A 17,161-nucleotide genomic window follows, 5' to 3' on the forward strand; every position below is an offset into this window, starting at 1 on the left:
ATGGAAATGCTGGTTGCCTCCGCCATCGCCGTGCTCACCGCCGCCGGGGTCTATCTCATCCTGCGGGCGCGCACCTTCCCGGTCGTGCTCGGGCTGGCGCTGCTGTCCTATGCGGTGAATCTGTTCCTTGTCTCCATGGGCCGCCTGGCCATCAATCAGCCGCCGATCCTCGGCGACACCGCCACCTCCTATACGGATCCGTTGCCCCAGGCGCTGGTCCTGACCGCCATCGTCATCGCCTTCGGCATGACGGCGGTGGTCGTCGTCCTGGCGCTGCGCAGCTTCATCGAAAGCGGCAGCGATCACGTGGACGGCCGCGAACCGGGCGCGGCGCCGGAGGCCGAACGGTGAACCACTGGATCATCGCCCCCATCGTCATTCCGGCCTTCAGCGCGGCGCTGATCGTGCTGTTCATGCGTCATCACCTGTCGCTGGCGCGCATCTTTTCCGTCGCCAGCACCGTCGCCGTGCTCGCCGTGTCGCTGGCGCTGACCTGGTCGGCCGCGCACAATCCGCCCGCGCTCTATGCCCTGGGCAACTGGCCGGCGCCCTTCGGCATCGTCCTCGTGCTGGACCGCCTGTCGGCCATGATGGTGCTGCTGGCCTCGGTCGTGGGCCTGATCGCGCTGCTCCATGCCGTCAATGGCTGGGATGCCAGGGGACGGCATTTCCACGCCCTGTGGCAGTTCCAGCTGATGGGCATCAACGGCGCGTTCCTGACCGGCGACCTGTTCAACCTGTTCGTGTTCTTCGAGGTCCTGCTCATCGCCTCCTATGGCCTCATGCTGCACGGCGCGGGGCGGGAACGGCTGCGGGCCGGCGTGCACTATGTGATGATCAATCTGGTGGGCTCGTCCCTCTTCCTGATCGGCGTCGGCCTGATCTACGGCATGACCGGCACGCTGAACATGGCGGACCTCGCGGTGAAGGTGCCGCTGGTGGCCGAGGCCGACCAGGCGCTGCTGCGGACCGGCGCGCTGGTGCTGCTGATCGTCTTCGCCATCAAGGCCGCGCTGGTGCCGCTGCATCTGTGGCTGCCGGGGACCTATGCCAACGCGCCGGCCCCGGTCGCCGCGCTGTTCGCCATCATGACCAAGGTGGGCGCCTACGCCATCATCCGCGTCTACACGCTGATCTTCGGCGGCGACGCCGGCGCGTCGGCGTGGATGGCCGCCGACTGGCTGCTGCCGGCGGCGCTGGTGACCATCGCGGTCGGGGCCGCCGGCGTGCTCGCGGCGCGCGGGCTGGGCTGGCTCGTCGCCTTCGCCACCATCGGCTCCATGGGCACCCTGCTGGCCGCCGTGGGGCTGTTCACCGAAACCGGGATGACGGCGGCGCTTTACTATCTGCTGCACTCGACGCTGACCGTGGCGGCCCTGTTCCTGGTGGCCGACCTGATCGCCGCGCGGCGCGGCGCCCATGGCGGCACCCTCGACATCGCGCCGCGTTTTGCCCAGGCCGAGGCGCTGGGCGCGCTGTTCTTCCTGGGCGCCATCGCCATGGCCGGCCTGCCGCCCCTGTCGGGCTTCATCGGCAAGCTGCTGATCCTCGACAGCGCCCGCGATCCCGGCACGGCGCCGTGGATCTGGGCCGCGATCCTGATCGCCTCGCTGGTCACCACCATCGGATTCGCCCGGGCCGGTAGCCGCCTGTTCTGGAAGAGCACGGCCGAGGATGGCACCATCGAGGCGGCACCCCAGCCCCGCCCGGCGCTGATGATCGGCATCGCCGCCCTGCCCCTGGCGCTGCTCGTGGGGCTGACCGTCGCCGCCGGTCCGGTCAGCGATTATCTCGCCGCGACCGCCGCCGACCTGTTCGATTCGTCGGCCTACATCGCCGCGGTGCTGCCCCCGGGCCTGAAGGCCGCTCCATGAGGACGCCGCCATGCTGAAACGCCTGCTGCCGCATCCCACCCTGACCCTGATCCTGACGGTCATGTGGGTCTTCCTGGTCAACGGTTTCTCCATGGGCGCCGTGGTGCTGGGGCTGATCCTCGGCGTGCTCATCCCGCTGTTCACCGCCCGGTTCTGGCCCGACAAGGCGCCCATTCGCAGCTGGCGGGCGGCAGGCGTCTACGCCCTGATCGTGCTGTGGGACATCATTGTCGCGAATATCCAGGTCGCCTACTGGGTCGTGTTCAAGCGCAACGACCAGTTGCACACGCGCTGGATCTCGGTGCCGCTCGATGTGAAGTCGCCCGAGGCGATCACCGTCCTCGCGGGCACGATCACCATGACGCCGGGCACCGTCTCGGCCGATCTGTCGGCCGACGGCCGCAGCCTGCTGGTGCATTGCCTGAACGCGCCGGACCCGGAAGACGCGGTCGCCCAGATCAAGACCCGCTATGAAGCCCGGCTGAAGGAGGTCTTCGGATGATCGACTATGCCCTGCTGTTCGCCATGGGCTGCCTGTCACTCGCGCTGGTGATGAATTTATGGCGGCTGCTGCGCGGCCCGCTCCTGACCGACCGCATCCTGGCGCTCGACACCATGGCGATCAACGCCATCGCGCTGATCGTCCTCGCCGGCATCCGCTGGAGCAGCACCCTCTACTTCGAGGCCGCGCTGCTGTTCGCCATGGTCGGCTTCGTCTCCACCGTCGCCTATTGCCGCTTCCTGATGCGCGGCGACGTGATCGAATGAGGCAGCCATGATCGTCGCCGAAATCGTCATCTCCCTGCTGCTGGTCATCGGCGGCCTGTTCGCGCTGGTCGGCTCCTACGGCCTGATCAAGCTGCCCGACCTGATGAGCCGTCTGCACGCGCCCACCAAGGCGACCACGGTCGGCGTCGGCAGCTGCCTGCTGGCCTCCATCGGCTATTTCATGCTGACCGAACAGCGCGTGTCGGTGCACGAGCTGATCATCACCCTGTTCCTGTTCCTGACCGCGCCGATCACGGCGAGCATGGTCGCCAAGACGTTCCTGCACCGCAATGACCGGGTGAAGGGCGACCTGCCGCCCACCAACGGCGAGACGGGATGGGCGACCTACGATCCCGCGCCCGGCCTGAAAGACGCGGACGCGGGCGCCAGGAAGCCCAGGGACGCGTCGGTCTAGGCGAGGCCCTTGGCCATCAGGTCGGCGAGGCGGCGGGCGAACGCCGCCGGATCGGCCGGCAGCTCGCCTTCCAGAATCCGCGCCTGATCCAGCAGCAGCAGCGCCGGATCGCCGAGCGCGTCCAGCGCGCCGGGCTGGTCGGCCCGCTCCGCCAGCGCCGCGATCAGCGGATGGCCCGGATTGATCTCCAGGATACGCTGCGCCTCGAACCCCAGCTGGTTGTGCTGCTTCAACAGGCGCTGCAGGTTGAGGTCCATGTCGCCATCGTCGGCCACCAGGCAGACGGCGCTGCCGGTCAGGCGGTCGGTGGTGCGCACGTCCTTCACCTGATCGCCCAGCGCGTGCTTGAGCGCCGCGATCAGCGTGACCATGCGCGCGTCGTCGGCTGGCTTCTCCGCGCTCTCGTCCTTGCCGTCCAGCTTCGACAGGTCGGCGCCGCCGCGCGTCACCGAGCGGAACGCCTTGCCCTCGTGCTCGGGCACCATGGACAGCCAGAAATCGTCGACCGGATCGGTCAGCAGCAGCACCTCGACCCCGCGCGAGGTGAAGCCCTCCAGATGCGGGCTGCGCCGCGCCGCGTCGATGTCCGGTGCCGAGACGTAATAGATCGCGTCCTGGCCCTCCTTCATGCGGGCGAGGTAATCGCCCAGCGTGGTCCAGCCGTCGCCATGGGTCGACCGGAAGCGGGCGATCTTCAGCAGCGCCCCGCGCCGCTCGCCATCCTCGTAGATGCCTTCCTTGATGACCGGGCCGAAGCTGGACCAGATCTTGTCGAACCCGTCCGCATCATCCTTCGCCTTGGCCTCGAGCGCCGAGACGACGCGGCCGGTTACCGCCTTGCGCATGCGCGCGACCACCGGGTTGTTCTGCAGCATCTCTCGGCTGACGTTGAGCGGCAGGTCTTCCGAATCGACCACGCCGCGCAGGAAGCGCAGATAGCCGGGGATCAGGTCGTCCGTGTCGTCGGTGATGAAGACCCGCTTCACATAGAGCTTCACGCGCGGCTTGCGCGCCGGGTCGAACAGGTCGAGCGGGCGCTCCTCCGGCACGAACAGCAGCGCCGTGTACTCGATCGCGCCTTCGGCCCGGTAATGCAGCGTCAGCGCCGGCGCATCGAAGGCGTGGCCCGCATGGCGATAGAACGCGGTGTACTGCTCGTCGGTGACCTCGGCCTTGGGCCGGGTCCACAGCGCCGAGCCCTTGTTGACCGATTCCTCCTCGGTCACCGCGCCGTCCTTCACCTCTGACAGGTGAATCGGGAAGGCGATGTGGTCGGAATAGGTGGTGACGATGTGGCGCAGGCGGTGGACATCGAGATATTCCGACTCGTCCTCGCGCACGTGCAGCACGATGGTCGTGCCGCGCCCGTCCCGCGCCGCCGGCTCGATGGTGTAGCTGCCCTGGCCGTCGGAGGTCCATTTCCACGCCTGCGCGTCACCCGCCTTGCGGCTGGTGACCTCGACCTTGTCCGCCACCATGAAGGCCGCGTAGAAGCCGACGCCGAACTGGCCGATCAGCGAGACGTCCTTCTTCGAATCGCCGCTGAGCTTTTCCATGAACGCCGCCGTGCCCGACCGGGCGATGGTGCCCAGATTGGCGATCAGATCGTCCCGGTTCATGCCGATGCCATTGTCGGCGATGGTCAGCGTCCGCGCGGCCGCATCGGCGGTGATGGCGATCCGGAACGCCGAATCGCCTTCGGTCAGCGACGGATCGGTCAACGCGTCATAGCGCAGCCGATCGCACGCGTCGGACGCGTTGGAGATCAGCTCGCGCAGGAAAATCTCGGTCTCGGAATAGACCGAGCGCACCATCATGTTGAGGAGGCGCGCGACTTCGGCCTGGAATTCGTGCTTTTCAACGGTCTCGGTGGTGGACATGGCTTTCTCCCGGTTCGCGGTCGGTTCGCTAGATAGGGAACCGGGACGGCGGCATCAAGACGTCAATTGATCGGGAGGGGGAAAGCAGGGCCTGAAAAGAGAAATGCCCGGCCGTCAGAGATGAAATGGGCTTGGGGGCTACAGATCCATCTCGAGACGACCGGGCGACGAGGCCAACAACGGTCATTCTACCCTGAAATGTGGCGGGATTTAGACTCGCCCGGGGCAAGGTTGAGACAGTGCGTTTTTTCTGGAAGGCGCGGCCGGACGGGAAACGACGTGCTCCGGACATGAAGATGCCCGGTCGCTTCAGACGGAATGGGCTTGGGGGCTACAGATCCGACTGATGCGACCGGGCGACGAGGCCAACAACCAGATAGTCGCTCCGGATTGTGGCGCGATTTGGCCCGACCGCGGGCAAACCGGAGGTCTTTTCGTCGCTTTTCCGAGACGGCCGCCCGGGTAAAAACCCGTGGACAACCGGCGTGTCACGGCAGTTTAATAATTGTCATGCAGAACGTTACATCGATCGCGGATTACCGCGCGCCGCCGCCCACCGTGTTCTTCCACCGGCGGGAGCTGGACCAGATTCTGCGCGTCTACGGACGCATGGTCGCCGAAGGCGAATGGCGCGATTACGCCATGAACGACGGCGCCGAACAGGCCGTCTTCGCGGTCTTCCGCCGCACCAGCGAAATGCCGCTGTACCGCATCGTCAAATGTCCGAAATGGGCCAAGCGCCAAGGCGCCTATGCGATCCTCGCGCCCGGCGACCAGATCCTCAAGCGCGGCCATGAGTTGGAGACCGTGCTGCGCTTCTTCGACCGGAAGAAGCTCAACGTCGTCGACTGACGCCCAAACGAGAACGCCCGGCACGAGGCCGGGCGTTCCGTAATCCGTGAGACAGCCGCTACTCGCGCGAGCTGCCGAACAGGCGGAGCATCATCAGGAACAGGTTGATGAAGTCCAGGTAGAGGGTCAGCGCGCCCATCAGGGACAGCTTGGCGAGCGTCTCCTCGCCATGGCCCTCGTAATACTGTTCCTTGATCCTCTGGGTGTCGTAGGCGGTCAGGCCCGCGAAGACCAGCACGCCGATCACCGAAACCACGAAGCTCAGCATGCTCGAGGCGACGAACAGGTTGACGACGCTGGCGATGATGATGCCGATCAGCCCCATGAACAGGAACTTGCCGACCGGCCCAAGGTCACGCTTGGTCGTGTAACCGTAGAGGCTGAGGCTGCCGAACATGGCCGCCGAGATGAAGAACACCCGCGCGATGCTCTCGCCGGTGTAGATCATGAAGATGCTGCTGAGCGAGAGGCCCATGAGGGCCGCGTAAACCCAGAATGTCGCCTGCAAGGCGAACACGCTGAGCTTGTTGACGCCGAAACTCATCAGCAGAACAAGGCCGAGCGGAGCGAACAGCACGACCCACTTCAGCGGCGACATGTAGATCGCCTGACCGAAAGAGGTCAGCTCACCCGCGTCCGTGACGGCCATGTTGGAAACGAGAAGGGCGATGATGCCCGTCAGCAGCACGCCCGACGCCATGTAGTTGTAGACGCCGAGCATGTACGAGCGGAGACCCTGATCGATCTCGGCCGCGGTGCCGGCGCCGACGCTATACGGCGTTCTGTAGTCTTGTGCCATTTCTGACCAACTCCTTTTCAAACAGGCCACGCACGAAGGCTAAACCAGTGGCCCCTAATATTGAGGGGAGTTCCCGGCAATTCAAGCGAATCAAGATTACGATATTGTCATTCCGTTCGAAGAAGCGGCGCGGGCTTCTCTCCGAGCGCGCGCCATGTGCCCAGGAACCCGAACGCGACCGTAACGATAAGTCCCCCGATGGCGGTAGCGACAAGAATTTCCGGCTGCCAGATCCAGCGCGCGTCCATGATCCGGGTAATGACCAGCCAGGCGCCCAGGGTGCCGAGCGCCATGGCGATGAGCGCCGTGATGAGGCCCATCAGCGCGTACTCGACCAGGTAGACCCGGGCGATGTCGCTGCGGCGCGCGCCCAGCACCTTCAGCACCACGGCATCGCGCACCCGGTCGGCATAGCCCGCGGCCATCGCGCCGGCCAGGACAACCACGCCCGCGACCAGCGCGGCAGAGGCCGCCGCCGAGACCGCCTGATTGATCTGCTCCAGCAGCGAACCGACGGTGTTCAGGATGTCGCGGACCCGCACTGCGGTGACGTTGGGATACGCCTCGGCCACGGCACGGTCGATGGCCGCCTCGTGCGCGGCGTCCACCTTGACCGTGGCCAGATGGGAGTGGGGCGCGGCCTCGAGCGTGCCCGGCGCGAAGATGACCGAGAAGTTCATGCCCATGCCGGACCAGTCGATATCGCGCAGATTGCCGATAGCGGCGGTGATCGGCCGGCCCATGATGTTGAAGGTCAGCGTATCGCCAATGGACAGGTTCATGCCTTCGGCGAGCTGGGCGTCGAAAGAGATCAGCGGCGGCCCGGCATAGTCCTTCGGCCACCATTCGCCCGCGACGACGCGATTGTCCTTGGGCAGCTCTGCCGCGTAGGTCAGCCCCCGGTCGCCGCGCACCGCCCACTGGGCATCGCCGGCGATCTTGGCGTCCTCGGCCCGCACGCCGTCGACCTCGGTAATGGTGGCCCGCAGCATGGGCGCGCGGGTGACGTCGCTGACGCCCGGCATGGCGCGCAGCATGGTCTCGAAGCCCTCGATCTGGTCGGGCTGGATATCGATGAAGTAATAGGCCGGCGCGTCGGCGGGCACGCCGTCCTCGATCTGCGCGCCCAGATTGGTGGTGATCTGGGCGACGGTGACCAGCAGGGTGAGACCGAGACCAAGCGAGAGCACCACGTTCGGCGTCGCCGCGCCGGGCCGGTGCAGATTGCCCAGCGCCATGCGCCACACCCGGCTCGACGGTCGCGGAAGCAGCGCGGTGAAACGCATCAGCGCCAGCCCCGCCAGCCAGAGCACGACGAAACTGGCCGCCGCCCCGAGCAGGAACCACAGAGTGAACCGCCGCTCGTCGGAGAACAGCACCGCGAGCCCGGCCAGGGCCAGCACGGCCGCGCCGGTCATGGCCATGTAGCGCCAGTGTGGTCGGCCCGAGACCGGCGCGACGATCTGCCGGAACAGGCCTGCCGCCGGCACATCGCGAGCGCGTCCCAGCGGCCAGACCGCGAAGGCGAGCACGGTGAGAACGCCGTAGGCGCTGGCGAGCAGCAGCGGCCCCGGATAGAGGCCGGCGCGCGCGGGGACCGGCAGCATGTCCTGCAGGAGCGCGATGGCGGCGAAGGGGATCGCGGCACCGATGACCAGACCGATGGCGACGCCCACCAGCGCGATCAGCAGCACCTGCCACAGATAGATCCGGAAAATGGTGCCGCCGCCCGCCCCCAGGCACTTGAACGTGGCGATCGCCTCGCGCTTGGTGGCCATGTAGCCGGACGTGGCGTTGGCGACGCCGACGCCGCCGACCAGCAGGGCGGTGAGGCCGGACAGCGATAGGAACACGGCCAGCCGCTCGAGGAAGCGCTTGACCCCGTCCGCGCCGTTCTGCCGGTCGCGCATGCGCCAGCCGGCATCGGGGAACCGTGTGTCCAGATCCTGCTTCACCTGCTCCAGATCGGTGTCCGGCGGCAGCTTCAGCCGGTATTGGTGGCGCACGATGCTGCCCTGCTGGATCAGGGCCGCCGCGCCGACGCTGGCGTCGGACACGATCACGCGGGCGCCCAGCGTGAAGCCGTCGCCCGCCTTGTCCGGTTCGGTCAGGGTCACAGCGCGGATTTCGTAATCCAGGTCGCCGATCCGCAGGGTATCGCCGACCGTGGTGCGTGTCTTGTCCAGCACCGCCTGTTCGGCGATGGCGCCCCAGCGGCCGTTCCGTTCGGCGAGCGCCTCGGCGAGCGGCATGGCGGGCACGAGCTCGACCGCGCCGTAGAGCGGATAGGCACCGTCGACGGCCTTGAGCTCGACCGTCGCCCGCCGGTCCAGATCGGCGGCGGCCATGGAGCGCAGCGTCAGGGTTCGGCTCACCGGATAGCGCGCCGTTATGTAGTCGAGCGCCGGCGCGGGGAGCGGCTCGCTGGTCATGCGCAACTCGATATCGCCGCCGAGGATGGGCCGTCCATGCTCGCTGATGCCTTGCATCACCGCCTCGCGCACACCGCCCACCGCCGCGATGGCCGCGACGCCGAGCACGATGCACAAGAGGAAGACGGTGAAGCCTTTCAGGCCGCCCCGCAATTCCCGCAGCGCCAGCCGCAGCGAGAGCGGCATCAGCCGGCTGCTCCGGCACGGGCGAGGATCGGGGCGCCGGACGCCTCAATGCGGCCATCTCGGACCCGGACCTGCCGGTCGCAGCGGGCGGCAAGGCCCGCATCATGAGTGATCAGGACCAGCGTGGTCCCGCGCTGCGCCTGCAGGGAGAACATGAGGTCGATGATGTCCGCACCGGTCGCGGCATCCAGGTTGCCGGTCGGCTCGTCGGCCAGGATGAGCCCCGGCTGCGGCGCCAGCGCCCGCGCCAGCGCGACACGCTGCTGCTCGCCGCCCGAGAGCTGGCCGGGATAATGTTCGGTACGCGCGCCGAGACCGACCACCTTCAATTCGCGGGCCGCCTTGTCGAACGCGTCCTTGTCGCCCATCAGCTCGAGCGGCACCGCCACGTTCTCGAGCGCGGTCATGGTCGGGATCAGGTGGAACGACTGGAAGACAATGCCGATCCGGCCGCGCCGGAAGGTGGCGAGCCCGTCCTCGCTCATATGGGTGACGTCCTGGCCGTCGATCTCGACACGGCCGCGCGACGGCTTTTCCAGCCCCGCCATCACGCTCATCAGCGTCGACTTGCCAGAGCCGGACGGGCCGACCATGCCGATCGCCTCGCCCCTGTCGATGGCGAGGTCGATGCCCCGAAGAATGTTGACGGGTCCTGCCCGGCTCTTAAGTGTTAGGTGGATGTCGTCGAGACGAATCATAAAGGAACACTCATGAGGCCGGACACAAGCCAGCGATATGGGACGTTCGGCCGGGTTGTCAATTTCTGCGCCGCGTTTCTTCTGGCCGCCTTCTGCTACGCCGCCACGGCGGCGGCGGATGACACCCTGGACGTGCTGGTGCTGGGCGACAGCCTGAGCGCCGGGTATGGGCTGGAACCCGGTCAGTCATTTCCGGCGAAGCTGGAAAAGAAGCTGATCGCGGGCGGGCTGAAGGTGAAGGTCCACAATGCGGGCGTGTCGGGCGACACGGCCAGCGCCGGCCTGAGCCGGCTGGACTGGGCGTTGGCCGGCGTGCCCGGCGGCAAGCCCGACCTGGCCATCGTGGAGCTGGGCGCCAATGACGCGCTGCGCGGCATCGACCCGAAAGTGACCATCAAGGCCCTGTCCGGCATCCTCGACCGCTTCCGCAAGGACGGCGTCCCGGTGCTCCTGGCCGGCATGAAGTCGCCGCCGAACATGGGCAGCGACTACCTGAAGCAGTTCGATGCGATCTATCCGGACCTGGCCAGGAAATATGGCGTCGCGCTCTATCCCTTCTTCCTGGAGGGTGTCGCGGGGATCAGGAAACTGAATCTGCCCGACGGAATCCATCCGACCGCCGAGGGCATCGATGTGATCGTGGCACGCATCACGCCCATGGTTCATAGTCTGCTGACCAAGCAGTAATCATAATCGAATCAGGGGGATAACACATGGAATACCGACGCCTCGGGCGCACGGATCTTACTGTCAGCGCCATCTGCCTGGGCACCATGACCTGGGGCCAGCAGAACACGGAAGCCGAGGCGCACGAGCAGCTCGACTATGCGCTGGGCGAAGGCATCAACTTCATCGACACCGCCGAGATGTATCCGGTGCCGCCCCGTCCCGAGACCCAGGGCCGTACGGAAGCCTATATCGGCAGCTGGATCGCCAGCCGCAAGAACCGCGACAGGTTCGTGCTCGCCACCAAGGTGTCGGGCGCCGGCCGCATGAACCATATCCGCGACGGCAATATCCGGCTCGACCGCAAGAACATCGAGGCCGCGGTGGACGCCAGCCTGAAGCGGCTGCAAACCGACTACATCGACCTCTACCAGTTCCACTGGCCCGACCGGAAGACCAACCATTTCGGCACGCTCGGCTATGTCCACAAGGACGACCCGGACACAATTCCCGTCGCCGAGACGCTTGCGGTGATGCAGGACATCATCAGGACCGGCAAGGTGCGCCATATCGGCGTTTCCAACGAAACCGCCTGGGGATTGCTGGACTATGTGCGCCAGAGCGAGACCAAGGGCCTGCCGCGGATCGCCACCATCCAGAACCCCTACAACTTCCTGAACCGCCTGTTCGAGATCGCGCTGGCCGAAATCTCGCACCGGGAAGAGATCGGCCTGCTGGCCTATTCGCCGCTGGCCATGGGCATCCTGTCGGGGAAATATCTGGGCGGCGCGAAGCCGGAAGGCGCGCGGCGCACGCTGTTCGACCGCTTCACCCGTTATGATCCGCCGGCCATCGACGGCCTCGCGGCCCGCTACGTCAAGCTGGCGCGCGATCATGGGCTCGATCCGTCGCAAATGGCGCTGGCCTTCGTCACCTCGCGTCCCTTCGTCGCCTCGAACCTGATCGGCGCGACCAGCATGGAACAGCTGAAGACCGACATCGCCAGCAAGGACGTCACCCTGAGCGAGGACGTGCTGAAAGGCATCGAAGAGATTCATAATTCGCATGCCAATCCGGCCTGCTGAGACGCTACGGTAGATGCCATGCTGCGCCTTTTCGTCGCTTTGCCCCTGCCCTTCGAGGTGCGTGAGCGCCTGACCGGCCTGATGGGCGGCGTTCACGGCGCACGCTGGCAGACCGACGCCCAGTTGCACCTGACGCTGCGGTTCATCGGCGAGGTGGACGAGGCGCGGGCAGAGGACATCGACAGCGCGCTGCGGGCGGTGCAGTTCACGCCGTTCCAAGTCCAGCTTGCGGGTGTCGGGCTGTTCGGCGACACCCGCAAGCCCCGCATGCTGTGGGCCGGCGTCGGACCTGAAGCGCCGCTGGCGCATCTGGCGCAGAAGATCGAGACGGCGCTGGTGCGGATCGGCCTGCCAGCCGAGACCCGCAAGTTCCTGCCGCACATCACCCTGTCGCGCTTCAAGGGGCCGAGCGGGCGGCTCGATCGCTTCCTGGCCGAATATGACCAGCTGTGGTCGCCGCCCTGGACGGTGGACCGCTTCACCCTGTACCGCAGCCACCTTGCCCATTCGGGCGCCATCTATGACCCGCTCGCCAGCTATCCCGACGACGAGGAAGCGGATGCCGGACCGTTCGAGGATGACGAGCCGGAACCGGCGCCCTGAAGGACCGGTGTCGTGACGGCAGCCCGACTAGTCGCCCCGAACCAGACGCCTGAGCGCTTCGCCATCGGCGGCGTCCAGCGCCTTGCCCCGGGCGTGATAGACGCCGTCCTTCTCGTCGATCACCAGCGTGAGATTTCCGTTCTGTCCGGGCTCGCCATAGCGCTCGAAGAGGCTGGCGAGGCGGCCGCTCGCCGCGCCGGGTGCCGCGTCCTTGACGGCGACGGACAGCGCCCGCTGTCCATCCGCCAGGAGCATGTGTCCCTGAACCCGTTCGACCATGACCGGCGCCCCGCCATCCACCGCGAGCGCCACGTTTACCGAATCGGCATCGAGACGCAGACGGCCGGTTTCGTAGCCCACCATGCTGGCAAGCCCGCGTTCGGCGGTGAAGCTACCCGACGCGCCGTCGATGGCGAAGGCGACGGGCGCATCCAGGTGGAAAATCAGATGATCGTTGTTGAGCGGCTGGAACATCACGGTCAGCGACGGCGTGGAGATCGTGTCCCCATCTCCCCAGGCCAGCGTCACATCGGTCAGCTGGACGTTCAGGCGGAACGGAAAGCCGTCCACACCGGCGACCGTCTGGCTCAAGCGCGCGCCCTCCGGCAAGGCCCGGGCCATGTAGCCCGGCACCGCGGCCTCGAGCCGGGCCGCTTCCCGGTGCCACCAGACCGCGTAACCTGCAAGGAGCAGGCCGAGGACGCCGAACAGCACCACATAGCGATTGAACATGGCGAGGCCTTTCCCTTGATCGCCCCGACTAACTAGGATGAGACGGCAGCAAGAGCAACCGAAGAGCATGCGGCAACAGGACGATCTGTGGATATTCGGCTATGGCTCGCTGATGTGGCGGCCCGGCTTCGACTTCGTGGAAGCGCAGCCGGCGCGGCTGCACGGCTTTCACCGCGCCTTCTGCATCTATTCCTGGCACCACCGGGGCACCCGCGAGCGGCCCGGACTGGTGCTGGGGCTGGATTCGGGCGGCTCGTGCCTGGGGCGGGCCTTCCGCGTCGCCCCGGAGCGGGCCGAGGAGGTCATCGCCTATCTGGACGCGCGCGAGATGGTCACCGCCGTCTACCGGCCCATCCTGCATCCCGTGCGGCTGCCCGAGGGGAAGGTACTGGCGCGCGCCTATGCGGTGGACCGCGCCCATGAGCAATATGCCGGCAAGCTGCCGGTGGAAGAACAGGCCCGGATCATGAACGGGGCCAGCGGCGTCTCGGGCGTGAACATCGATTATCTGGCCAGCACCATCGCCCATCTGGACGAGATGGGCATCAAGGACGGCCCGCTGCACCAGGTTTGGAAACTGCTGGGCGCGCCCGCCTGAGCGTCGATTCTATCCGCACTTGGAATAGCCACAGGAGATGCAGGTGTCGCAGCCTTCCTGGCGGATCAGCGACGGCGCGCCGCATTTGGGGCACGAGCGCATGGCGGGCCGCCCTTCCGCGTCGCCCACGGCCAAGCGCAGCCGCTCGGCCTTGGGATTGAAGTCCTGTTCCGCCTTGATGAAGCCGATGTCGATCAGATGCGCCTCGATCACCTCGCCGATGGCCGCGAGCAGCGACGGCACATAGTGGCCGCGCATCCACTGGCCGCCGCGCGGGTCGAACACGGCCTTCAGTTCCTCGACCACGAAGGACACGTCGCCGCCGCGCCGGAACACGGCACTGATCATGCGGGTCAGGCCCAGCGTCCAGGCGTAATGCTCCATGTTCTTGGAGTTGATGAAGATTTCGAAGGGCCGGCGCCGTCCGTCCTGCACCACGTCGTTGAGGGTGATGTACATGGCGTGGTCGCTGTCAGCCCATTTGATCTTGTAGGTCTTGCCCGGCAGCGCCTCGGGCCGATCGAGCGGACGGGTCATGTAGACCACGCCGCCCGCGGCGTATTCGTCGGCATGGCGCGGTGCGGGTTCCTCCAGCGGCAGGCGCGGCTCGTCGGCGTCGGCCTGCGGCGTCGCCTCCAGCACCGAGCCGGTGACGTCGTTGGGCCGATAGGTGGTGCAGCCCTTGCAACCCATCTCGTAGGCCTGCATGTAGACGTCCTTGAACGCCTCGAACGAGATGTCCTCGGGGCAGTTGATGGTCTTGGAGATGGAGCTGTCGATATATTTCTGGACCGCCGCCTGCATCCGCACATGATCCCGCGGCTGCAGGGTCTGGGCGGTCACGAAATAGTCGGGCAGCACGGCGTTTTCGCCGAACTGGCGGATGTATTGGCGGTAGGCGTGGTCGCTGACCGTCTCTTCCTTGCGCGTGCCGTCGGGCATCAGCACCTTGCGCGTGTAGGTGAAGCTGAACACCGGCTCCAGCCCGGACGAGACATTGTCGGCGAACAGGGAAATGGTGCCGGTGGGGGCGATCGACGTCAGCAGGGCGTTGCGGATGCCGTGGGTCCGGATCGCCTCGCGTACATCCTCGTCCATCTCGGACACGCTGGCGCCCGCCAGATATTTTTCCGCATCGAACAGCGGAAACGCGCCCTTCTCGGCGGCTAGCGCCGCCGACGCCAGATAGGCGGCACGCTGGATCCGCGCCATCCAGCGTTCGATCAGGGCGATGGCCTCGGGAGCACCGTAGCGCGCCCGGCACATGATGAGGGCGTCGGCCAGACCGGTCACGCCCAGGCCGATGCGCCGCTTGGCCCGTGCCTCATGCGCCTGCTGCTCCAGCGGGAAACGGGAAGTGTCGACCACATTGTCCATCATGCGGACCGCAATGGTGACGAGATCGTCCAGCGCGTCCATGTCGAGCGCCGCCGCCGGCGTAAACGGATCGGTCACCAGCATGGCCAGATTGACCGAGCCGAGCAGGCACGCGCCATAGGGAGGGAGCGGCTGCTCGCCACAATTGTGCACGTACAGACCGTTGGCGTCGAACGCGTTGACGCCAGGCACCTGCACGTCGAAAACCTCCGCGTCGCCATTGGGTTCGATGGCCTCGACCACGGCGACGAAACGCTCCTTGTTGAGCTGGCGGCGATAACCCGACAGGGACTGGCGCAGGCGCGCGTCCTTGTCGGTATCCTCGAATCCCACACGCTCCGCGAATACAGACAGATTATCGCCCGCGATCACCAGTTCGTGGTCGGCGCGGCATTCATAGGCCGCCTTGCCGCCCTTGCCGTCGGGCAAGAGGCGCGGGCCCGCGGGCCTGCGGTCACGGTACAGCCGGGACGCGATGCCAAAACGCGCCAGCATGCGCTGCACCGCCCGAAGGGTTTCGACATCGCTTTGCGCCAGCCTGACGCTGACACCCTTGGCATGAGTGCCCTGCACCGATCCATCGGCATCAAAGAGTGCCCGCAAAAAGCCGCGATGAAAGCCGGACGATGTGGTCTCGACCTGGGGGGTTGTCGCCTTGGTGCCCGGCGCCATGCCCAGCGATTCGGCGAGGGACTTGATGGCGGCCGACGACAGACGACGCTCGCCGCGCCCGGCAACGGCCGACCATCCCCTGAAGTCGCTGCGATGCGGCAGGCGGCGGGCCGCGTCCAGCGCGCGATCCATCACGGCGAGCACGCCAGGGCGCTCGACCGATCCGCAGACCACCATGCTGCCCGGCCATGCGGAGAGCACCGCCTTGTCGTCCTTCAGGGTGCCGTCGCCGACAAGAAGCCCCATCAGATAGCCTTCATCCTCGCCATAGGCGCCCGCCCAGCCCGGAGCGGCGCGGTGGTCATGCAGGACGACCCGGTCACCCGGTTGAAGCTCACCCGCCTTTCTCCATGCCGTTTCGCGGACATCGCGTGTCAGCCTGACCGTCACCTGCACGGGATGATCGGCTGTCAGGCGCAACTCATGCCCGGAGTCGGTGGACAGGCGCAGCACCGCCTTGCGGCCTGTCGAAAAGAATCCCTGTTCACCGGACGGCCAAACCTTGCCGTCCACCACGGCATCGAACGGCGTGCCGACAAGGCTGGAGACCTGGCGAGGGCCGCCGGCGGTCATCACCCATGTGTCGGCGGTCACGCACGGGTTAGTCGCCGCGATGGTTTCCGCGTACCACAGATTGTTTCGCTGGTTGATCCGGTCGATGAAGATCACGCCCGGTTCGGCGTAGGCATAGGTGGCGCGCATGATGCTGTCCCACAGCGCGCGGGCCGCCATGGTGCGATAGACGGTGCCGTCGAACACCAGATCCCAGGTGCCGTCGTTCCGGACCGCCTCGACGAAGGCGTCGGTGACCAGCACCGACATGTTGAACATGCGCAGCCGGCCGGGGTCCTGCTTGGCGGCGATGAACGCTTCGATGTCCGGATGATCGCAGCGCATGGTCGCCATCATGGCGCCGCGCCGGTGGCCAGCGCTCATGATGGTGCGGCACATGGCGTCCCACACGTCCATGAAGGGCAGCGGGCCGGACGCGTCGGCGCCGACGCCCTTCACCCGCGCGCCCTTGGGCCGCAGGGTGGAGAAGTCATAGCCGATGCCGCCACCCTTCTGCATGGTCAGCGCCGCTTCGCGCAAATTGTCGAAGATGCCGCTCATGTCGTCCGGGATGGTGCCCATGACGAAACAGTTGAAAAGGGTGACGTCGCGGCCCGAGCCGGCGCCGGCGACGATGCGGCCGGCGGGCAGGAACTTGAACCCTTCGAGCGCCGCGTGAAACCGCGCCGCCCAGGACTCGCGGCTGTCGGCGGCTTCCGGTTCGGCCAGCGCCCGGGCGATTCGCCACCACGTATCGTCGACCGATTTGTCCACCGCCGTGCCGTCGGCGGCCTTCAGGCGGTACTTCATGTCCCAGATCTGGGTGGAAATCGGTGCGGTCGCCGTCATGGCAGAATCCATCCTGTTGCTGCGGCCATGATAGGCCGTCCGCGGCGGACGGGCAACCGCGCGTGTTCCTGTTATGTTTCTGTCACAGAGAGCACTGAGGCGAGTTATCCACCGCCGCCCACA

At 66.7% G+C, this 17,161-nt stretch carries 16 protein-coding genes; 10 read left to right on the plus strand and 6 right to left on the minus strand.

The features are described 5' to 3' along the window. The 5 genes from WJU17_RS10440 to WJU17_RS10460 are packed head-to-tail and all read left to right on the plus strand — an operon-like array spanning position 1 to position 3,057. Positions 1-351 carry a Na+/H+ antiporter subunit C gene (locus WJU17_RS10440; RefSeq protein ID WP_346327264.1) on the plus strand — a complete coding sequence of 117 codons (351 nt, stop codon included), beginning with the start codon at positions 1-3 and terminating at the stop codon, positions 349-351. After that, positions 348-1,874 (plus strand): monovalent cation/H+ antiporter subunit D, encoded by a 1,527-nt coding sequence (locus WJU17_RS10445; RefSeq protein ID WP_346327265.1) that lies wholly within the window; start codon positions 348-350, stop codon positions 1,872-1,874. Before WJU17_RS10440 ends, WJU17_RS10445 begins: the two co-directional genes overlap by 4 nt. 10 nt (positions 1,875-1,884) lie before the next feature. After that, on the plus strand, positions 1,885-2,376 hold the full coding sequence (locus WJU17_RS10450) for a Na+/H+ antiporter subunit E (protein ID WP_346327266.1): 492 nt from the start codon (positions 1,885-1,887) through the stop codon (positions 2,374-2,376). Continuing rightward, on the plus strand, positions 2,373-2,642 hold the full coding sequence (locus tag WJU17_RS10455; protein ID WP_346327267.1) for a K+/H+ antiporter subunit F: 270 nt from the start codon (positions 2,373-2,375) through the stop codon (positions 2,640-2,642). The genes WJU17_RS10450 and WJU17_RS10455 overlap by 4 nt, the downstream gene beginning before the upstream one ends. Positions 2,643-2,649: 7 nt before the next feature. After that, positions 2,650-3,057 carry a Na+/H+ antiporter subunit G gene (locus WJU17_RS10460; protein ID WP_346327268.1) on the plus strand — a complete coding sequence of 136 codons (408 nt, stop codon included), beginning with the start codon at positions 2,650-2,652 and terminating at the stop codon, positions 3,055-3,057. On the opposite strand, the gene htpG is transcribed toward WJU17_RS10460, so the two are convergent. Beyond that, positions 3,054-4,937 carry a molecular chaperone HtpG gene (gene htpG, locus WJU17_RS10465; RefSeq protein WP_346327269.1) on the minus strand — a complete coding sequence of 628 codons (1,884 nt, stop codon included), beginning with the start codon at positions 4,935-4,937 and terminating at the stop codon, positions 3,054-3,056. The two genes, WJU17_RS10460 and htpG, sit on opposite strands and share 4 nt — an antisense overlap. A gap of 510 nt (positions 4,938-5,447) precedes the next feature. Here htpG and WJU17_RS10470 point away from each other — a divergent pair. Continuing rightward, positions 5,448-5,789, plus strand: coding sequence for a DUF2794 domain-containing protein (locus tag WJU17_RS10470; RefSeq protein WP_346327270.1), 342 nt, complete (start codon positions 5,448-5,450; stop codon positions 5,787-5,789). A gap of 58 nt (positions 5,790-5,847) precedes the next feature. On the opposite strand, the gene WJU17_RS10475 is transcribed toward WJU17_RS10470, so the two are convergent. From WJU17_RS10475 to WJU17_RS10485, 3 genes are all read right to left on the minus strand, one after another. Next, a complete protein-coding gene (locus WJU17_RS10475) occupies positions 5,848-6,588 on the minus strand; it encodes a Bax inhibitor-1/YccA family protein (RefSeq protein ID WP_346327271.1) in 741 nt (246 codons plus the stop codon). Positions 6,589-6,695: 107 nt separating this feature from the next. Continuing rightward, the gene (locus tag WJU17_RS10480; RefSeq protein ID WP_346327272.1) at positions 6,696-9,206 is read right to left on the minus strand and encodes an FtsX-like permease family protein; all 2,511 of its coding nucleotides are present in this window, start codon (positions 9,204-9,206) and stop codon (positions 6,696-6,698) included. After that, positions 9,206-9,904, minus strand: coding sequence for an ABC transporter ATP-binding protein (locus tag WJU17_RS10485; protein WP_346327273.1), 699 nt, complete (start codon positions 9,902-9,904; stop codon positions 9,206-9,208). The genes WJU17_RS10480 and WJU17_RS10485 overlap by 1 nt, the downstream gene beginning before the upstream one ends. A gap of 12 nt (positions 9,905-9,916) precedes the next feature. Here WJU17_RS10485 and WJU17_RS10490 point away from each other — a divergent pair, with 12 nt between their 5' ends. The 3 genes from WJU17_RS10490 to thpR are packed head-to-tail and all read left to right on the plus strand — an operon-like array spanning position 9,917 to position 12,258. After that, positions 9,917-10,591, plus strand: a complete 675-nt coding sequence (locus WJU17_RS10490; protein WP_346327274.1) for an arylesterase — start codon at positions 9,917-9,919, stop codon at positions 10,589-10,591. 26 nt (positions 10,592-10,617) lie between these two features. Further along, positions 10,618-11,655 carry an NADP(H)-dependent aldo-keto reductase gene (locus WJU17_RS10495; RefSeq protein WP_346327275.1) on the plus strand — a complete coding sequence of 346 codons (1,038 nt, stop codon included), beginning with the start codon at positions 10,618-10,620 and terminating at the stop codon, positions 11,653-11,655. A gap of 18 nt (positions 11,656-11,673) precedes the next feature. Continuing rightward, positions 11,674-12,258, plus strand: a complete 585-nt coding sequence (gene thpR / locus WJU17_RS10500) for an RNA 2',3'-cyclic phosphodiesterase (RefSeq protein WP_346327276.1) — start codon at positions 11,674-11,676, stop codon at positions 12,256-12,258. Between the two features lie 27 nt (positions 12,259-12,285). Here the strand turns inward: thpR and WJU17_RS10505 are convergent, their stop codons facing one another. After that, positions 12,286-12,990, minus strand: coding sequence for a DUF2125 domain-containing protein (locus tag WJU17_RS10505; RefSeq protein ID WP_346327277.1), 705 nt, complete (start codon positions 12,988-12,990; stop codon positions 12,286-12,288). Positions 12,991-13,057: 67 nt separating this feature from the next. Between WJU17_RS10505 and WJU17_RS10510 the strand changes: the two genes are divergently transcribed. Beyond that, positions 13,058-13,588, plus strand: a complete 531-nt coding sequence (locus WJU17_RS10510) for a gamma-glutamylcyclotransferase (protein ID WP_346327278.1) — start codon at positions 13,058-13,060, stop codon at positions 13,586-13,588. Positions 13,589-13,597: 9 nt separating this feature from the next. Here the strand turns inward: WJU17_RS10510 and WJU17_RS10515 are convergent, their stop codons facing one another. Continuing rightward, entirely contained in the window at positions 13,598-17,038 is a 3,441-nt protein-coding gene (locus WJU17_RS10515; RefSeq protein WP_346327279.1) for an LAGLIDADG family homing endonuclease, read from the minus strand. Between the last annotated feature and the right edge of the window lie 123 nt (positions 17,039-17,161).

This window comes from Iodidimonas sp. SYSU 1G8 (genome assembly GCF_039655775.1).
GTDB lineage: Bacteria > Pseudomonadota > Alphaproteobacteria > SMXS01 > SMXS01 > RI-34.

Excerpts from the sequence above, each read along its gene's own strand:
- WJU17_RS10475 (WP_346327271.1), bottom strand. The coding sequence starts at position 6,588 with ATGGCACAAGACTACAGAACGCCGTATAGCGTCGGCGCCGGCACCGCG.
- WJU17_RS10490 (WP_346327274.1), top strand. The coding sequence starts at position 9,917 with ATGAGGCCGGACACAAGCCAGCGATATGGGACGTTCGGCCGGGTTGTC.
- WJU17_RS10510 (WP_346327278.1), top strand. The coding sequence starts at position 13,058 with ATGCGGCAACAGGACGATCTGTGGATATTCGGCTATGGCTCGCTGATG.
- WJU17_RS10485 (WP_346327273.1), bottom strand. The coding sequence starts at position 9,904 with ATGATTCGTCTCGACGACATCCACCTAACACTTAAGAGCCGGGCAGGA.
- htpG (WP_346327269.1), bottom strand. The coding sequence starts at position 4,937 with ATGTCCACCACCGAGACCGTTGAAAAGCACGAATTCCAGGCCGAAGTC.
- WJU17_RS10460 (WP_346327268.1), top strand. The coding sequence starts at position 2,650 with ATGATCGTCGCCGAAATCGTCATCTCCCTGCTGCTGGTCATCGGCGGC.
- WJU17_RS10505 (WP_346327277.1), bottom strand. The coding sequence starts at position 12,990 with ATGTTCAATCGCTATGTGGTGCTGTTCGGCGTCCTCGGCCTGCTCCTT.
- WJU17_RS10440 (WP_346327264.1), top strand. The coding sequence starts at position 1 with ATGGAAATGCTGGTTGCCTCCGCCATCGCCGTGCTCACCGCCGCCGGG.
- WJU17_RS10480 (WP_346327272.1), bottom strand. The coding sequence starts at position 9,206 with ATGCCGCTCTCGCTGCGGCTGGCGCTGCGGGAATTGCGGGGCGGCCTG.
- WJU17_RS10495 (WP_346327275.1), top strand. The coding sequence starts at position 10,618 with ATGGAATACCGACGCCTCGGGCGCACGGATCTTACTGTCAGCGCCATC.
- WJU17_RS10450 (WP_346327266.1), top strand. The coding sequence starts at position 1,885 with ATGCTGAAACGCCTGCTGCCGCATCCCACCCTGACCCTGATCCTGACG.
- WJU17_RS10455 (WP_346327267.1), top strand. The coding sequence starts at position 2,373 with ATGATCGACTATGCCCTGCTGTTCGCCATGGGCTGCCTGTCACTCGCG.
- WJU17_RS10515 (WP_346327279.1), bottom strand. The coding sequence starts at position 17,038 with ATGACGGCGACCGCACCGATTTCCACCCAGATCTGGGACATGAAGTAC.
- thpR (WP_346327276.1), top strand. The coding sequence starts at position 11,674 with ATGCTGCGCCTTTTCGTCGCTTTGCCCCTGCCCTTCGAGGTGCGTGAG.
- WJU17_RS10470 (WP_346327270.1), top strand. The coding sequence starts at position 5,448 with ATGCAGAACGTTACATCGATCGCGGATTACCGCGCGCCGCCGCCCACC.